At 65.6% G+C, this 15,709-nt stretch carries 15 protein-coding genes; 9 read left to right on the forward strand and 6 right to left on the reverse strand.

The annotated features are described in order from the left end of the window. Nucleotides 1-183: 183 nt before the first annotated feature. Complete coding sequence (gene queG, locus OSH12_RS23955) at nucleotides 184-1,422, reverse strand: tRNA epoxyqueuosine(34) reductase QueG (protein WP_266346164.1); 1,239 nt, start codon at nucleotides 1,420-1,422, stop codon at nucleotides 184-186. Next, the gene (locus tag OSH12_RS23960; protein WP_266346165.1) at nucleotides 1,320-2,012 is read right to left on the reverse strand and encodes a glutathione S-transferase family protein; all 693 of its coding nucleotides are present in this window, start codon (nucleotides 2,010-2,012) and stop codon (nucleotides 1,320-1,322) included. The genes queG and OSH12_RS23960 overlap by 103 nt, the downstream gene beginning before the upstream one ends. Before the next feature lie 155 nt (nucleotides 2,013-2,167). Here OSH12_RS23960 and OSH12_RS23965 point away from each other — a divergent pair, with 155 nt between their 5' ends. Then, nucleotides 2,168-2,974: an undecaprenyl-diphosphate phosphatase gene (locus tag OSH12_RS23965; protein ID WP_266346166.1), complete on the forward strand. Its 807-nt coding sequence runs from the start codon at nucleotides 2,168-2,170 to the stop codon at nucleotides 2,972-2,974. A gap of 100 nt (nucleotides 2,975-3,074) precedes the next feature. Here the strand turns inward: OSH12_RS23965 and OSH12_RS23970 are convergent, their stop codons facing one another. After that, nucleotides 3,075-4,046, reverse strand: a complete 972-nt coding sequence (locus OSH12_RS23970; RefSeq protein ID WP_266346167.1) for a complex I NDUFA9 subunit family protein — start codon at nucleotides 4,044-4,046, stop codon at nucleotides 3,075-3,077. 78 nt (nucleotides 4,047-4,124) lie between these two features. Further along, on the reverse strand, nucleotides 4,125-5,195 hold the full coding sequence (gene hrcA, locus OSH12_RS23975) for a heat-inducible transcriptional repressor HrcA (RefSeq protein WP_266346250.1): 1,071 nt from the start codon (nucleotides 5,193-5,195) through the stop codon (nucleotides 4,125-4,127). 149 nt (nucleotides 5,196-5,344) lie between these two features. On the opposite strand from hrcA, the gene rph reads away from it, so the two are divergent. From rph to hemW, 3 genes are read left to right on the forward strand one after another with little or no spacing between them, the layout of a single operon-like run. Then, entirely contained in the window at nucleotides 5,345-6,058 is a 714-nt protein-coding gene (rph, locus tag OSH12_RS23980; protein WP_266346168.1) for a ribonuclease PH, read from the forward strand. Further along, nucleotides 6,058-6,708, forward strand: a complete 651-nt coding sequence (locus tag OSH12_RS23985) for a non-canonical purine NTP pyrophosphatase (RefSeq protein ID WP_266346169.1) — start codon at nucleotides 6,058-6,060, stop codon at nucleotides 6,706-6,708. Before rph ends, OSH12_RS23985 begins: the two co-directional genes overlap by 1 nt. 5 nt (nucleotides 6,709-6,713) lie before the next feature. Further along, the gene (gene hemW / locus OSH12_RS23990; protein ID WP_266346170.1) at nucleotides 6,714-7,871 is read left to right on the forward strand and encodes a radical SAM family heme chaperone HemW; all 1,158 of its coding nucleotides are present in this window, start codon (nucleotides 6,714-6,716) and stop codon (nucleotides 7,869-7,871) included. 439 nt (nucleotides 7,872-8,310) lie between these two features. Here the strand turns inward: hemW and OSH12_RS23995 are convergent, their stop codons facing one another. Beyond that, a complete protein-coding gene (locus tag OSH12_RS23995; RefSeq protein ID WP_266346171.1) occupies nucleotides 8,311-9,534 on the reverse strand; it encodes a penicillin-binding protein activator in 1,224 nt (407 codons plus the stop codon). A 130-nt stretch (nucleotides 9,535-9,664) separates the two neighbouring features. Between OSH12_RS23995 and rsmI the strand changes: the two genes are divergently transcribed. The 5 genes from rsmI (at nucleotide 9,665) to OSH12_RS24020 (ending at nucleotide 14,994) form a co-directional block, all read left to right on the forward strand. Further along, a complete protein-coding gene (gene rsmI, locus OSH12_RS24000) occupies nucleotides 9,665-10,654 on the forward strand; it encodes a 16S rRNA (cytidine(1402)-2'-O)-methyltransferase (protein WP_266346172.1) in 990 nt (329 codons plus the stop codon). Next, the gene (locus OSH12_RS24005; RefSeq protein WP_266346173.1) at nucleotides 10,605-11,009 is read left to right on the forward strand and encodes a YraN family protein; all 405 of its coding nucleotides are present in this window, start codon (nucleotides 10,605-10,607) and stop codon (nucleotides 11,007-11,009) included. The genes rsmI and OSH12_RS24005 overlap by 50 nt, the downstream gene beginning before the upstream one ends. Nucleotides 11,010-11,073: 64 nt before the next feature. Continuing rightward, complete coding sequence (gshB, locus tag OSH12_RS24010; RefSeq protein ID WP_266346174.1) at nucleotides 11,074-12,015, forward strand: glutathione synthase; 942 nt, start codon at nucleotides 11,074-11,076, stop codon at nucleotides 12,013-12,015. Nucleotides 12,016-12,123: 108 nt separating this feature from the next. Then, complete coding sequence (locus OSH12_RS24015; protein WP_266346175.1) at nucleotides 12,124-13,656, forward strand: YifB family Mg chelatase-like AAA ATPase; 1,533 nt, start codon at nucleotides 12,124-12,126, stop codon at nucleotides 13,654-13,656. A 393-nt stretch (nucleotides 13,657-14,049) separates the two neighbouring features. Next, the gene (locus OSH12_RS24020; protein WP_380224662.1) at nucleotides 14,050-14,994 is read left to right on the forward strand and encodes a GNAT family N-acetyltransferase; all 945 of its coding nucleotides are present in this window, start codon (nucleotides 14,050-14,052) and stop codon (nucleotides 14,992-14,994) included. A 72-nt stretch (nucleotides 14,995-15,066) separates the two neighbouring features. On the opposite strand, the gene OSH12_RS24025 is transcribed toward OSH12_RS24020, so the two are convergent. Beyond that, on the reverse strand, nucleotides 15,067-15,705 hold the full coding sequence (locus OSH12_RS24025; protein ID WP_266346177.1) for a trimeric intracellular cation channel family protein: 639 nt from the start codon (nucleotides 15,703-15,705) through the stop codon (nucleotides 15,067-15,069). Between the last annotated feature and the right edge of the window lie 4 nt (nucleotides 15,706-15,709).

Below are 15,709 nucleotides of genomic sequence, written 5' to 3' on the forward strand. Positions count from 1 at the left end.
TGGATCTTGCTCTAGCGGGCTAGGCCGCAACGCAGAGGATCCCGGGCAGCGCTTGCGAGTTCTGCTGGACCCTCCTTCGAGGCTTCGCTGCGCGAAGCACCTCAGGATGATGGTCGAGGGGGGCGAAGGCTGACTATGGGGCCATGAGGTCCCTGCCCCATCCCGCCACCTTCAACTGGCGGACTACGCGCCCCGCCATTCCTCCCGCACCGCCTCGTCGGCCTCCGCGGCCATCGCGCCCGGACGGGACGCTTCGAACTCGGCCGAGGCCAGGCGCGAAAACGCCCAGACGGCGGCGCCCCTGACAACCGGGGCCGGATCGTCCAGCAGGGTCCGCACCGCGCCCAGCAGGGCCGCGTCGCCGGAATTGCCGATCGCGATCAGGACGTTGCGCACAAAGCGATCGCGGCCGATGCGCTTGACCGGCGAGCCGGAAAAGAAGGCCCGGAAGGCCGCGTCGTCGAGCGCCACAAGCTCCGAAAGCCTCGGCCCCTCATATTCGGGCCGCGCCTTCAGCTTCATCTCCGAGGCCGCTTTCGCAAACTTGTTCCACGGACAGGCCGCGAGGCAATCGTCGCAGCCATAGATCCGGTTGCCCATGGCGACGCGGAATTCACGCGGGATCGGCCCGGCATTCTCGATCGTCAGATAGGAAATGCAGCGCCGCGCATCGATGCGGTATGGCGATGGAAAAGCGTTGGTCGGGCACGCGTCGAGGCAGGCCCGGCACTTGCCGCAATGATCGCGCTCCGGCGCATCGACGGGGAGCTCGAGCGCCGTGAAGATCGAGCCGAGAAACAGCCACGAGCCGAATTCGCGCGAGACGAGATTGGTGTGCTTGCCCTGCCAGCCAAGCCCAGACGCTTCGCCAAGCGGCTTTTCCATCACCGGGGCCGTATCGACGAAGACCTTGACCTCGGCGCCGGTGCGCGAAGCGAGGCGGCCGGCAACCTGCTTCAGCTTGCCCTTGATGATGTCGTGATAGTCGCGGTTGCGCGCATAGACGGAGATGTTGCCGCGATCACGCGCTTCCAGCAGCGTGCGCGGATCGTCTTCCGGGCCATAGTTGAGGCCGAGCATGATGACGGTGCGGACATCCGGCCAAAGCACAGTCGGATCCGCACGGCGCGCGGCCGTCTCCTCCATCCAGGCCATGGAGCCGTGGTGGCCGTCCCTCAGGAAAGCGTGTAGCCGCTCTGGCGCCAGCGGAATGGCATCGGGACCGGTGATGCGGACGACGCTGAAGCCCTCGGCCAGCGCATCGGCGATCAGCCGCGCCTTCTCCGCCTGAAGCTGCTTTGGCGTCAGGAGAGCTTGGGTCAGAAGTCCAGGTCGATGTAATGCGGCGCCGGGGGAACGCCCCGCACCACGTCGTTCAGCAGCTGCCGGAACGACGGCCGCGACTTCACCCGCGCGTACCACGCCTTCGCCGCCTCGTCCGCCTCCCATGGCACCTCGCCAAGATAGTCGATGCAGGAGATCTCCGCGGCGGCCGCGAAGTCGGCAAGCGTCAGTTCACGCCCGGCCAGCCAGTTCCGCCGCGCCGCCAGATATCCAATGTACTGGATATGATAGCGGACATTCGCGCGCGCGGCACGAATGGCGGCGGGATCGGGCGAGGTATTGCCTTCACCCTGCTTCATCTGCCGCTTGTAGATCTTTTCCGTAACGAGATAGCTCGTCACTTCGCCATGCAGTTTGCCGGAAAACCATTCGACGAGCCGGCGCACTTCGGCGCGGTCGGCCGCATGTTCCGGCATGAGCCGGACCTCGCCCATGCGGGCGCCCTTGGTTTCGACAAGATACTCCGTGATGACGGAGCCGCCGGCCACGACCGCTTCGTTGTCATCGATGAAGACCGGCAGGATTCCAGCCGGGTTCAGCGCCAAAAGGGCCGCATTGCGGACCCATGGCTTCTCTTCGACGAATTCGACGGCCTCATCGTACTCCGACAGCACAAGTCGGGCATAACGCGAAGCGGCGGAAAAGGGATGATGATGGAGAAAGGACATTGATCCGCAGGTCGAGAGCTGACAGAGCGAAGCGATTCTGCGGCAGTGAGTGCAGTTGCGAGAACGGCTTCAGCGACCGCATATAGGCCGCGATTGTGGCGAGTATCAAGCCGATTCGCGGCTTTTGACTCTCAACACCGCTTGCAGGAACGATCATGGATATCCCAGGTTTGCTGGATGCGCTTGTACTCGGCCTGATCGAAGGCCTCACCGAATTCATCCCGGTCTCCTCGACCGGCCACCTGCTGCTGGCGGGGCACTTCCTCGGCTTCGACAGTCCGGGCCGCGCCTTCGAGGTGTTGATCCAGCTTGGTGCGATCCTGGCCATCCTGACGGTCTATTTCGGCCGGCTGCTCAAGATCGTGCACGATCTGCCCAGCGATCCGCGCACGCGCCGTTTCGTGCTCGGCGTGCTGCTCGCCTTCCTGCCGGCGGCCGTCATCGGCGCCGCGGGACACAGCTTCATCAAGCAGGTGCTGTTCGAGAGCCCGATGCTGATCTGCATCATGCTGATCGTCGGCGGCTTCATCCTGCTGATCGTCGATAGGCTCGATCTGAAGCCGCGCTATCACGACGCGATGGATTTTCCGCTCGGCATGTATCTGGGCATCGGCTTCGCACAGTGCCTGGCGATGATCCCCGGCGTATCGCGCTCGGGCTCATCCGTCGTCGCCGCCATGATGTTCGGCAGCGACAAGCGCGCCGCGGCGGAGTTCTCGTTCTTCCTGGCCATGCCGACCATGGCGGGCGCCTTCGCCTATGATCTCTACAAGAACCACGACATCCTGACCGCCGCCAGCCTGTGGAACATCGCCGTCGGCTTCGTGGCGGCTTTCGTCGCCGGTGTCTTCGTCGTTCGCCGACTGCTCGATTTCGTCAGCCAGCGCGGTTTCGCACCCTTCGCCTATTGGCGCATCATCGTGGGAGCCATCGGCCTCGCGGCGGTCCTCACCTTCGGGTGAGCCATCGGTCCGACTGATGACGGAATGAAAAAGCCCTCGCCGGGGATACCGGGCGAGGGCTTTTCTTATTGGATCCAACAACCGAATTGGCAGGCGCCGATTACGCCGTGCGCTTGTGGTCGAACTGGCCGTGCGGCTTGAAGCGCTGCAGATAGGACGGCAGTTCCGCGAGCATATTGCTCGGATGGATGCCGATACCGGCCAGCGTACAACCTTCCGCTTCGGCGGCGGCCGAAACGACATTGTCGGTCTTCAGCAGGCGAACCTGATCGACGGTCAGGAGCGGCTTCGGCAGCCACTGGGCAATCGTCGCACCATAATGCGCCATCGTCCACGGCACCGAGACCAGCAGCGGCGAACGCTCGATCTCTGCCAGCAGCAGTTCCATGCACTGGCGGAATGTCTTCACTTCCGGGCCGCCGATCTCATAAATCGTACCGCCGGCCAATTGGCCCTCGACGGCGCGAGCGATCGCTTCCGCCACATCGGCGACGAAGACGGGCTGCAGCTTGGTCGCGCCGCCGCCGATCAGCGGCAGAATGGGCGAAATGCGGGCCATGTCGCCGAAGCGGTTGAAGAACTGGTCTTCCGGTCCGAACACGATCGAGGGACGCAGGATGACGGCATTGGGCACGGTCTCGAGAACGGCGTCCTCGCCCAGAGCCTTGGTGCGGGCATAGAGCGATTCCGACTTCGGATCCGCGCCGAGCGCCGACTGATGCACCAGCGTCTGGATGCCGGCAGCGCGCGTTGCCTCGGCCACCGCGCGGGCGCCGAAATTATGCAGGACGGAGAAATTCTGGCGGCCGCTCTCGTTCAGGATGCCGACGAGATTGACGACCGCGTCCGCGCCCTGAACCGCCCGATCGACCGACCAGCGATAGCGCAAATTCGCCTGGACCGGCATGATCTGGCCGACAGCGCCAAGCGGCTGCAGATGACCGGCAAGATCCGGGCGTCGCACGGCGACACGGATGCGCCAGCCGCGCTTGGCGAGCGCGCGCACCACATGACGGCCGATGAAGCCAGAGCCGCCGAAAACCGTGACCAGTTTGTCGGTACCCGTCGCCATGTTCTCGTCTCCACTCTATATTTGAAGCGTTCTCATATCGGCTCGCTGGCGCGCTGTACAGTCGCCAGACGGTCGCGCTCAGCCGATCAGCCGGCCCACCAGCTTGGCGGTATAATCGACCATCGGCACGATACGCGCATAATTGAGCCGCGTCGGCCCAATGACGCCGAGAACGCCGACCACCCGGCTCTCGGAATCGCGATAGGGCGACACCACCAGGGACGAACCGGAGAGCGAGAACAGCTTGTTCTCCGAACCGATGAAAATCCGCACCCCGTCGCCCGCTTCTGCACTGCCGAGCAGGTGAACCAGCTCGCGCTGCGTCTCGATATCGTCGAACAGCAGGCGGATGCGCTCAAGATCCTCGGCGGCGCGAACGTCCTCGAGCAAATTGGCCTGGCCGCGCACGATCAGCGTATCGGGGCGCAGTCCGGTCGCCTCGACCCAACTCGCCAGCCCCGCATCGACCAGGCGCGCCGTCAACTGATCCAGTTCGGCGCGGACCTGTTCCTGCCGCTGGTTCAGTTCGGCGCGTGCTTCCGGCAGGCTGCGACCGCGCAGATGCGTATTGAGGTAGTTCGAGGCCTCGACCAGGCTCGACGGCGTCGTGCCGGGATCGAGGTCAATCAGACGGTTCTCGACCGATCCATCTTCGCCGACCAGCACGACCAGCGCCTTGGTCGGCTCCAGACGAACGAATTCTATGTGTTTCAGCCGCTGGTCGCTTTTCGACGCGAGCACCACGCCGGCGCCGCGCGAAAGACCCGAAAGCATGCGCCCGGCCTCGCTCAGCACGCCATCAACCGTCCGCCCGGCGCCACCGCCGGCAACCTGGCTTTCAATGTCGCGCCGTTCGTCGGAGGTCAGGTCGCCAACTTCGAGCATGGCGTCGACGAACAGCCGCAGGCCACTTTGGGTCGGCAGTCGGCCGGCCGAGGTATGGGGCGCGTAGATCAGGCCGAGGCCTTCCAGATCCGCCATGACATTTCGCACGGAGGCGGGAGACAGGGCCATCGGCAGGATGCGCGCAAGATTGCGCGAACCGAGCGGCTCCCCCGTCTCCAGATAGCTGTCGACGATGCGCTTAAAGATTTCGCGCGAGCGCTGATCGAGCGCGGAAAGCGCCGAAGTCGCCGTATCGGAGGCCATGCGGTCCACGGGCAAGACGCTGGATCCTCTGTTCGAATGCTTCGATCTATTTGATTAAGTGTCGATTTTCGTGCCCGGTTCAAGCAGGGCTTTACGTTTCGAGCCACCGACCTGTACAAGCGGGCCAACGAAACAGCCAGGAATATCCCATGCGACCTTCAAAACGCGCCCCGGACGTACTGCGCGCGGTAACGCTCGAACGCGGTGTTGCCAAGCACGCAGAGGGTTCGTGCCTGGTCAAGTTCGGCGATACGCATGTGCTTTGCACCGCCAGCCTCGAAGACAAGCCGCCATCCTGGCTGCGTGGCTCGGGCAAGGGTTGGGTCACGGCCGAATACGGCATGCTGCCGCGCTCGACCGGCGACCGGATGCGCCGCGAGGCCGCGACCGGCAAGCAGTCCGGCCGGACGCAGGAAATCCAGCGCCTGATCGGTCGCTCGCTGCGCGCCGTCGTCGATCTCGTCCATCTCGGCGAGAAGCAGATCACCATCGACTGCGACGTGCTGCAGGCCGATGGCGGCACCCGTACGGCCTCGGTCACCGGCGCCTGGGTGGCGCTGCATGACTGCGTCGCCTGGATGAAGTCGCGCGACATGGTCGGCCCGAAGGTCATCCGCGATCACGTCGCTGCCGTTTCGGTCGGCATGTATCGCGGCACGCCCGTACTCGATCTCGACTACGCCGAGGATTCCGAGGCCGAGACGGATGCGAATTTCGTCATGACCGGCTCCGGCGGCATTGTCGAAATCCAGGGCACGGCCGAGGGCAAGCCCTTCAATGAAGCCGAGCTGACCGCGATGCTGACGCTTGCCAAGAACGGCATCGTCGATCTGGTCGAGCTGCAGAAGCTGGCCATTTCCTGATGAACGCTCCGAACAACCGCCTGTCTTCCGGCGACACGCTCGTGCTCGCCTCGCACAATGGCGGCAAGCTGCGCGAATTCGCCGGGCTGCTGGCGCCGTTCGGGCTCAAGGTGATCTCGGCAGGCGAACTCGGCCTGCCGGTTCCCGACGAAACCGGCACCACCTTCGAGGAAAACGCCGCGATCAAGGCGCATGCCGCCGCCAAGGCGTCGGGCTTCCCGGCGCTCTCGGACGATTCCGGACTCTGCGTCGATGCGATCGGCGGCGATCCCGGCGTCTATTCCGCCGATTGGGCAGCCCCCGATGGCGATTTCGCCCGCGCCATGCGCAACGTCGAAGAGAAGCTGCAGCAAGCCGGCGCCACCTCGCCGGACAAGCGCACCGGCCGTTTCGTCGCCGTGCTCTGCCTCGCCTTCCCGGATGGCACGACGCGCAATTATCGCGGCGAGATCGACGGCACGCTGGTCTGGCCGCCGCGCGGCGAGCTCGGCTTCGGCTATGATCCAGCCTTCCTGCCCGAGGGCCATGCGCTGACCTTTGGCGAGATGGTCGCGGAAGAAAAGCACGGCTGGTCGGCCGGACGGACCGATGCGCTGTCGCACCGGGCACGCGCTTTCGCGCTGTTCGCCCAAAACGAACTCGGGGCCTGAACCCGATGACCGCACCGATCGAACCCGGATTTGGCGTTTATGTGCACTGGCCTTTCTGCGCGGCCAAGTGCCCCTATTGCGACTTCAACTCGCATGTCCGCCACCAGGGGGTCGATCAGGAGCGGTTCGCCAAGGCGTTCGTCACCGAGATCAAGACGATGGCGGCCAAGTCGCCCGGCAAGACCGTCGACTCGATCTTCCTCGGCGGCGGCACGCCGTCGCTGATGGATCCGAAGACCGTCGGAATCATCCTCGACGCGATCGGCGCGGCGTGGAACGTCGCTCCGGACGCTGAAATCTCGATGGAGGCCAACCCCTCCAGCGTCGAGGCGGAACGGTTTCGCGGCTATCGCGCCGCCGGCGTCAATCGCGTCTCGCTCGGCGTGCAGGCGCTGAACGATGGGGATCTGAAGGCGCTCGGCCGGGTGCACAATGTCGAGGAGGCCATGCGCGCCATCGACATCGCCCGCGCCACGTTTCCACGCCTGTCCTTCGACCTGATCTACGCTCGTCCGGGCCAGACACCGGATATGTGGCGGGCCGAGCTGATGCAGGCGCTGGAACGCGCCTCCGATCATATGTCGCTCTACCAGCTCACCATCGAGCCGGGCACGATGTTCGAGAAGCTCTACGCGGCCGGCAAGCTGGTGATCCCGGACGAGGATACGGCAGCCACCCTCTTCGAGATCACACAGGAAGTCTGCGACAAGCACGGCCGGCCGGCCTACGAGATCTCCAACCACGCGGTTCCCGGCGGCGAGTGCCGGCACAATCTCGTCTATTGGCGCTATGGCGAATATGCCGGCATCGGTCCCGGCGCCCATGGCCGCCTGATCATCGACGGCAAGCGCCACGCGACCGCAACGACGCTCCTGCCGGAAACCTGGCTCGGACGCGTCGAGTCCTGGGGCGACGGCATCGAGACCGATGACATCCTGACGCCGGAGGAATCCGGCGACGAGATGCTGCTAATGGGTCTCAGGCTCACCGAAGGCATCGACCTTCGTCGCTACAAGGCGATCGCCGGCCGTACGCTCGATCCGCGTCGCATGGCCGATCTGATCGAGCACGGCATGGTCGAGCAGATCGACGAAAACCGCATCCGCGCGACGCGCTCCGGTTCGTTCGTGCTCGACGCCGTGGTCGCCGACCTGGCGGCCTGAGCTTTCTTTCTCTCCGCTCCTGAAGAGTAGCCCCTCACCCCAGCCCTCTCCCGCAAGCGGTAGAGGGAGTCTGCCTGCGCCCGTTCGCTCGGATGGCGCCTGAGCGGCGACGGTGTGAAGACCGCCGGCCCAAAGCCCTCGCCCGCTCGCGGGAGAGGGTTGGGTGAGGGTCTTGCCGGCCTTTACCGACCGGCATGAGGACCAGGAAAACAGCTACTACGGACCCACACTCGACCATCATCCTGAGGCGCCCGGCGAAGCCGGGCCTCGAAGGAGGGTCCAGAGAACGCCCGCAGGTCTGCGAGACCGACCGCCCCTGAAAAAGCAGAGCGCCCGCCGAACCCTCCTTCGAGGCTTCGCTGACGCGAAGCGCCTCAGGATGATGGTCGAGCAAAACGATCCGCTGGAAGGTCCAGAGAAGACGGTGCGAAGTCGCCGCCTACGTCCCGGTGCGGGCAAATGTCTGCGGGGCGCGGTCGATCATGACCGGGGTGCCGCCGCCGAGCTCATAGACCGCGAGCTGACGCTGATTGGTGCCATCGGGGAGGAAGCGGAAGGCGCCGTCGACGCCGATGAAGCCGTTCGGATTGGCCAAGGTGTCGGCGTTGAAGCGCTTGTCGCCATAGCGCGCGGCAAGCCCGGCTGCGAGGCTTGTCGCATCATAGCCGAGCGAGGCGGTGCGCAACGGCGGCGCGCCGAAGACGCCCTGATAGCGGACGGCGAAGGCGGCATAGCCGGCACGATCGGGCGCCGGATACCAGCCGCCGCGCAGCGTCGGTTCGGCGGCGATGCGCGGATCGTCCCACTGGCCAGAACCGAGGAACTTGACCTGGCCCGGCCTTATGCCGCGGGCGGAAAAGATCTGCGCCAGGAACGGCGCGGCATCGCCGGCGTCAGGCATGAACACGGCGTCGACCTGCCCGCTCTGGATCACCGCCGCGATCGCCTCCGCCTTCTGCTGCATGGCGACCCGGTCGAGGCCATAGCGCTCGATGGTGACGATGCGCGCTCCATTGGCGGTCGCAGCGCGCTGGACGGCCGCCTCCATCACCGTGCCATAGCCATTGTCCGGCAGCAGCGCCGCGATCGAGCGTTTCCCCTGCGACGCGGCATAGCTGATGATGCGGTCCGCGTCCGACTGCGGCAGGAAGCTCAACAGATAGACATTGCGAGCGGCGATGCTGGTATCGGTCGAGAAGGCCACGATCGGCACGCCGGCCGGTCTCGCGACCGAGGCCGCCGCGGCAACGGATTGGGAAAAGAGCGGACCCATGATCAACTCGGCGCCCTGCGAAATCGCCTCGGTGGCGGCCTGGCGCGCGCCTTCCGGCGTGCCACGATCATCCTTGACGATAATCTGCAGATTGGCGCCGCCCTGGAACTCGCGCAGCGCCAGATCGGCGGCATTCTTCAGATTGGCGGCGATTGCCCCGGCATTGCCGGTGGCCGAGGACGGCACCAGCAGGGCGACGCGAACAGTGCCGGTGCCCAGCGTTTCACCGCTGACGGGCAGGTTGCCGTTCGCCGCTGGAGCCAGGCCGGCCCCGGCGCCAGAGCCACCAACGGTCGAGGAACAGGCCGTGAGCAGACCGAGCGCCGCGACGCAGGCAGTGAACACCCCTGCCCTGCGGCCATCCAGCCGTTCGGAACGAAACCAACCCACACGCCTTCTCCTGTTCAGCCGCAGGATGTAACTGTAGTGGAAAGCCACTGGTTGTTCAGCGGCAAAGAGCGGCGGTTTCGGTGAATTCAAGTCGGGTGTCACATCTCCACAACGTCGGCGCAGGCGCGTCATGAGCGTCTCGTCGCGACCGGGCATTCCGGAGGGTGTCGCCAGCGACAGCGCCGCGAGCTATCTGATCGACGGCCAGCGCCTGCGCGCCCCGACTATCGAGGGCGGGCTCTACATCGTCTCGACGCCGATCGGCAATCTGCGCGATATCACCATCCGGGCGCTGGCGACGCTGGCGGCTGCCGACGTGATCGCCTGCGAGGATACCCGCGTCACCCGCGTCTTGACACGGCACTTCGGCATAGAGACCGAGCTTTTCGCCTATCATGAACACAATGCCGACCGGCAGCGGCCAAAACTGCTGGCGGCGCTCGCCGCCGGTAAGGTGATCGCGCTCGTCAGCGACGCCGGCACGCCGCTGGTATCCGATCCCGGCTTCCGTCTGGTCGGCGACGTTCTCGGCGCAGGCCATCGCGTCATTCCAATCCCCGGCGCCTCGGCCTTGCTGGCAGCCCTCGTCACGGCGGCGCTGCCGACCGACACCTTCCTGTTCGCCGGCTTCCTGCCCAACCGCACCGTTGGCCGCAAGAAGCGACTGGCGGCGCTCGGCGACGTGCCGGCGACGCTGATTTTCTATGAATCGCCGCATCGGACGGCGGATTCACTGGCCGACATGGCCGAAACCCTCGGCCCCGACCGTCCCGCCGTCATGGCGCGCGAACTGACCAAGACTTTTGAGACCGTGCGTCGAGGCACGCTCGGCTCGCTCGCGGAAGCGTTTGCCAACGAGCCTTCGCCGAAGGGCGAGGTTGTCATCCTGATCGGCCCGCCGGTCACCAGCGAGCCGGACGCCGACGAAGTCGATACGCTGTTGGCGCGACTGTTGGAGAGCCATCCGCTGAAAGAGGCGGCGGCATTGGCTGCAACCGCCACCGGCATGCCCAAGCGCGACCTCTACCAGCGCGCGCTGGAGCTGAAGGCCGAGGCCGCCGAAGACGCGGATGACGAAGACGCTTCCGACGAGATCGTCGACGAAGATGGCGCGGCCTGACCGCCGCACCTCCGAACGCCACGGCCGTTTCGCCGAAACGGTCGCCGCGCTTTTCCTGAATCTGAAGGGCTATCGAACCGTCGCGCGCCGCTTTCGCAGCCCGCTCGGCGAGATCGACCTCGTCATGCGGCGCGGCAGCACCCTCGTCTTTGTCGAGGTAAAAGCCCGCCGCACCATCGACGCCGCCATAATGGCGATCACACCGACGGCACGCGGACGCCTATTGCGGGCGGCGGAAAGCTTTGTCAGCCGCCACCCGCAGGCGGCCGGCATGAGGCTTCGCTTCGACATCGTCGCCATCCGCCCGAGGCGACTTCCTCATCACATCGTCGACGCTTTCGCTCGGGATCGTTGACAGCGGCATTGCCATTCGCCCCTGCCACACGACATAAGAGGCCTATTCCGCATTGGGGGCCTTCATGTCGCTTTCCGTCGCCGTCCAGATGGACCATATCGCCAAGATCAATATCCGGGGCGATTCCACCTTCGCCCTGATGCTGGAAGGCCAGCGACGCGGCCACAAGCTGTATCACTACACGCCCGACCGGCTGTCACTGAACGACGGCCGGGTCGAAGCGGCGATCGAAGCCGTCACTGTCCGCGACGTGCCCGGCGACCATTACTCGCTCGGCGAGGCGGAACGTACCGACCTCTCGACGATGGACGTGGTGTTCCTGCGCCAGGATCCGCCCTTCGACATGGGCTACATCACGACGACGCACCTGCTTGAGCGCATTCATCCGAAGACGCTGGTGGTCAATGACCCGGCCGAAGTGCGCAACGCGCCGGAAAAGATCTTCGTCACCGACTATCCGAAGCTGATGCCGCCGACGCTGATCTCCCGAGATGCCGAGGAAATCCGCCGCTTCCGCCAGGAGCATGGCGACATCATCATCAAGCCGCTGTTCGGCAATGGTGGCGCCGGTGTCTTCCGCCTTTCGGAAGGCGACCAGAACCTCGCCTCGCTGCTCGAGATCTTCTCGGCCGCCTATCGCGGCGAACCCTATGTCGTGCAGCGTTATCTGCCGGCGGTCCGCGCCGGCGACAAGCGCATCATCCTGGTCGATGGCGTCGCGGTCGGCGCGATCAACCGGGTGCCTGCGGATGGCGAGTCGCGCTCCAACATGCATGTCGGCGGCCGTCCCGAGCCGATCGAACTGACCCGCCGCGATCGCGAGATCTGCGAAGCGATCGGGCCGGATCTGAAAAAGCGCGGCTTCATCTTCGTCGGCATCGACGTGATCGGCGACTACCTGACCGAGATCAACGTCACCTCGCCGACCGGCATCCGCGAAGTGAAGCGTTTTGGCGGCGCCGACATCGCCTCGCTGATCTGGAATGCGGTCGAAGCGAAGCGCTGAGTTAACAAACCGCTAACAACATCCGCGCTCCGACCCGGATGTTCACGACCTGTTCTTGTGCTCCCGCCCGGATTGACGTAACGTCATATCTTCAACGGGGGAGCGGACATGGTCGCGCATGTCACGACGGTGGCCTTTCAGGGCATTGAAGCGGTTCCGGTCGACGTCCAGGTGCAGATTGCGCCGGGCTTTCCCGGCATCGTCATCGTCGGCCTGCCGGACAAGGCTGTGGCCGAAAGCCGAGAGCGCGTGCGCGCCGCCCTGCACGCCTCCGGCCTCGCTTTGCCGCCGAAGCGGATCATCATCAATCTGGCGCCGGCCGACCTGCCGAAGGAAGGCAGCCACTACGACCTGCCGATCGCTCTCGGCCTGATGGCCGGGCTCGGAGCCATTCCGGGCGAATTGCTTGCTGGTTTCGTCGTGCTCGGCGAACTGTCGCTCGATGGCACCATCGCCAATGTCGCCGGGGTGCTGCCGGCGGCGATCGGCGCCAACGCCATAGGGCGCGGCCTGATCTGCCCAGCCGCCTGCGGGCCGGAAGCAGCCTGGGCCGGTGGCGACATGGAGATTCTCGCGCCCCGAAGCCTGATCGCCATCGCCAACCACTTCAAGGGCACGCAGCTGCTGACCCGGCCCGAGCCGGCGCTGAAGCGCGACGGCGCCGCCCTCCCCGACCTCGCGGATGTCCGGGGCCAGGAAAGCGCCCGCCGTGCGTTGGAAATTGCGGCCGCCGGTGGGCACAACCTGCTGATGGCCGGACCGCCAGGTGCTGGAAAATCGATGCTGGCAAGCCGCCTGCCCTCAATCCTGCCGCCGCTCTCGCCCAAAGAGTTGCTCGAAGTCTCGATGATCGCCTCGATCGGCGGCGAACTGGTCGGCGGCAAGCTGACGGATCGACGACCGTTTCGCGCACCGCATCATTCGGCCTCGATGGCGGCCATGGTCGGTGGCGGTCTGCGCGCGCGCCCGGGCGAAGCCTCGCTTGCCCATCACGGCATCCTGTTTCTCGACGAGTTGCCGGAATTCACACCCCAGGTGCTCGATTCGCTGCGCCAGCCGCTCGAATCCGGCGAAGTGCTGATTGCCCGCGCCAACCACCGCATCCGCTATCCCTCGCGTTTCCAGCTGATCGCCGCCATGAACCCGTGCCGATGCGGCATGGCAGGCGAGCCCGGCATGAGCTGCAAGCGCGGCCCGCGCTGTGCGGCGGACTATCAGGCCCGTCTTTCCGGCCCGTTCCTCGACCGGATCGACATCCGCATCGAGGTACCGGCCGTTGTCGCCAGCGACCTGATCGGCGCGGCGCCATCGGAGAGCAGCGCCATCGTGGCGGAACGGGTCGCCTTGGCACGCGCGCTGCAGACCGAGCGATTTGAAGCCTTGGGCGTCGATGACATCCGGACCAACGCCCAATGTTCCAGCGCCTTGATCGAGACAATCGCCACGCCGGACAAGGCCGCGGCACGACTGCTCAGCGACGCCGCCACGGCGCTCAAATTGTCCGCGCGAGGCTATCATCGCGTGCTGAAGGTCGCGCGCACCATCGCCGACCTGGATGGCGCCGAGACCGTCGGCCGCTCGCATCTCGCCGAAGCGCTCAGCTACCGCGTCGCCGGCGACCGTCTGCTCGCTGCTGCCTAAGGGGCCGCCACTCTATGGACGACAATAACGCCGGCTGAGCAACTCGCAAACGGGAGCGAAGGGAAGCCGCGCAACGGGTTTGCCGGCGGATCGCCATATATCCGGCAACAAGCAGCTCGACGACGTTTGGCCTCTGTCCAGCGGGGCCCGTTCCGAGCCCTGGGCCGGTGTTTGCCCGCGATGCGACGCCGTGTCGGTCGCGCGACCGGGGGTCTCACCATGGCGAGCAACATCTGCTGCCGTTCCGGCCACCCAGGAGATCGAGCCGCGGAAGGGGTCGGGGACAGGGGGCGAAGAAAGCTTTGTCACCGAACTGTCGGAGAGATGTGACAGTCTTGTTCGTCGTCTCGGTATCGCGGGATCAGACGGCTTGGGCAGGCAGGAGAACGAGTGATGGTGAAGCGCGGGATTGCGTCGTCACAACCGGTTCAGCGCGTATCGGCGGCGATCGTGGCTTTACCGGCACTATCGCAGCGCGTATTCGGCGGTATAAGGCTGTCGATGCCGAAAGCTCTTCGCCCCGCCGTCGCACTGCCTGAATCGCTCGGAAGAATCGGGGCGCTGGAAGTGCGCCTTGCGGTCTCGCCGCGCGAGGTGAAGAAGGCGCAGAAGCTGCGCTACAAGGTTTTCTACGAGGAAATGTCGGCCATTCCCGACATGCAGGCGCAGCTTTCGCGCCGCGATCGCGATGGCTTCGACAAGATCTGCGACCATCTCCTCGTCATCGACCACGATACCCGGACCGCGGCCGGCGAAGCGGCGATTGTCGGCACCTATCGCCTTCTCCGCCAGGAAGTGGCAAGCCGACACACCGGCTTCTACACGGCGAGCGAATTCGACATCGCCCCGCTGCTGGAGCGCCACAACGCCCTGAATTTCCTGGAGCTCGGTCGTTCCTGCGTGCTGAAGCCCTATCGCACTAAGCGCACGGTCGAACTGCTCTGGCACGGTATCTGGAGCTATGTCCGCAGCCACGGCATCGATGTGATGGTCGGCTGCGCCTCGCTCGAAGGCACCAATCCCGACGCCCTGGAACTGCCCCTTTCTTTCCTGCACCACAATGCCCGCGCGCCCGCCGAATGGTCGGTGAGCGCGCTGCCGCATCGCCGCGTGCCGATGGACCGGCTGCCGGAAGGCGCGATCGACATGAAGGCGGCGCTGAAGACACTGCCGCCGCTGATCAAGGGCTATCTGCGACTCGGCGCCTATATCGGCGACGGGGCGGTCATCGATCGGCAGTTCGGCACGACGGACGTGCTGATCGTCCTGCCGGTCTCGGCGATCAACGAGCGCTATGTGAACCACTACGGCGTCGACGCGACGCGGTACGCCGCCTAGGGCCCACCTGCTGCGTTTCTCCACTCCATACGGAACAGGCTGACGCGTTCCTGAAAACGCCCTGAGACCGCCTTAGCGCGGCGGGAAGGCGCGGCCGGGACGCGAGCGGTAGGTCGGCAGCGTCCAGCCGAACCAGAGCGCGCCGGCGCGCACGACGAAGGCCGACATCGTGCCGAGCAGGGCGGCCGGCCAAAAGCCCGTTCCAAGCAGCGTGGCGAGCACGAACAGCCCCGCGCCGATCACCGTTGCCGTCACATAAATTTCCCGCCGCAGGATCACCGACGGTTCGCCGGCGATCATGTCGCGGATAACGCCGCCGAAGGTTGCCGTGACAACCCCCATCACCACCGCGCCAACAGGGCTGGCGCCGGCGTCGAGTGCCCGCGAGGCTCCCATGACGCAATAGCCGGAAATGCCGATCGCATCGGCCCAGAGCAGGAGCCGGTAGCGGTACTCCACAAAGGGGGCGAGGAAATAGACGACGACTGCGGTCAGGATGCAGAGCACGACCGGCGCGGGCTCCGTGATCCAGAACACCGGCGTGGCGCCGAGGATGACATCCCGAAGTGTCCCGCCGCCGACACCGGTGATCGCCGCCATGAACGCGAAGCCGACCAGGTCGAGCTGTTTTCGCGAAGCGGCGAGCGCTCCGGTCAGCGCAAAAACAATAACGCCGATGAGGTTGAGGCTGTAGAGCAGGGCAGCATCCACAGCC

This window comes from Kaistia terrae (genome assembly GCF_026344005.1).
Lineage (GTDB): Bacteria > Pseudomonadota > Alphaproteobacteria > Rhizobiales > Kaistiaceae > Kaistia > Kaistia terrae.

Coding starts and splice junctions, on each gene's coding strand:
- OSH12_RS23970 (WP_266346167.1), bottom strand. CDS start 4,046: ATGGCGACGGGTACCGACAAACTGGTCACGGTTTTCGGCGGCTCTGGC.
- hrcA (WP_266346250.1), bottom strand. CDS start 5,195: ATGGCCTCCGATACGGCGACTTCGGCGCTTTCCGCGCTCGATCAGCGC.
- OSH12_RS24020 (WP_380224662.1), top strand. CDS start 14,050: ATGGTGAAGCGCGGGATTGCGTCGTCACAACCGGTTCAGCGCGTATCG.
- OSH12_RS23985 (WP_266346169.1), top strand. CDS start 6,058: ATGAACGCTCCGAACAACCGCCTGTCTTCCGGCGACACGCTCGTGCTC.
- rph (WP_266346168.1), top strand. CDS start 5,345: ATGCGACCTTCAAAACGCGCCCCGGACGTACTGCGCGCGGTAACGCTC.
- rsmI (WP_266346172.1), top strand. CDS start 9,665: ATGAGCGTCTCGTCGCGACCGGGCATTCCGGAGGGTGTCGCCAGCGAC.
- OSH12_RS23960 (WP_266346165.1), bottom strand. CDS start 2,012: ATGTCCTTTCTCCATCATCATCCCTTTTCCGCCGCTTCGCGTTATGCC.
- hemW (WP_266346170.1), top strand. CDS start 6,714: ATGACCGCACCGATCGAACCCGGATTTGGCGTTTATGTGCACTGGCCT.
- gshB (WP_266346174.1), top strand. CDS start 11,074: ATGTCGCTTTCCGTCGCCGTCCAGATGGACCATATCGCCAAGATCAAT.
- OSH12_RS24005 (WP_266346173.1), top strand. CDS start 10,605: ATGACGAAGACGCTTCCGACGAGATCGTCGACGAAGATGGCGCGGCCT.
- OSH12_RS23965 (WP_266346166.1), top strand. CDS start 2,168: ATGGATATCCCAGGTTTGCTGGATGCGCTTGTACTCGGCCTGATCGAA.
- OSH12_RS24015 (WP_266346175.1), top strand. CDS start 12,124: ATGGTCGCGCATGTCACGACGGTGGCCTTTCAGGGCATTGAAGCGGTT.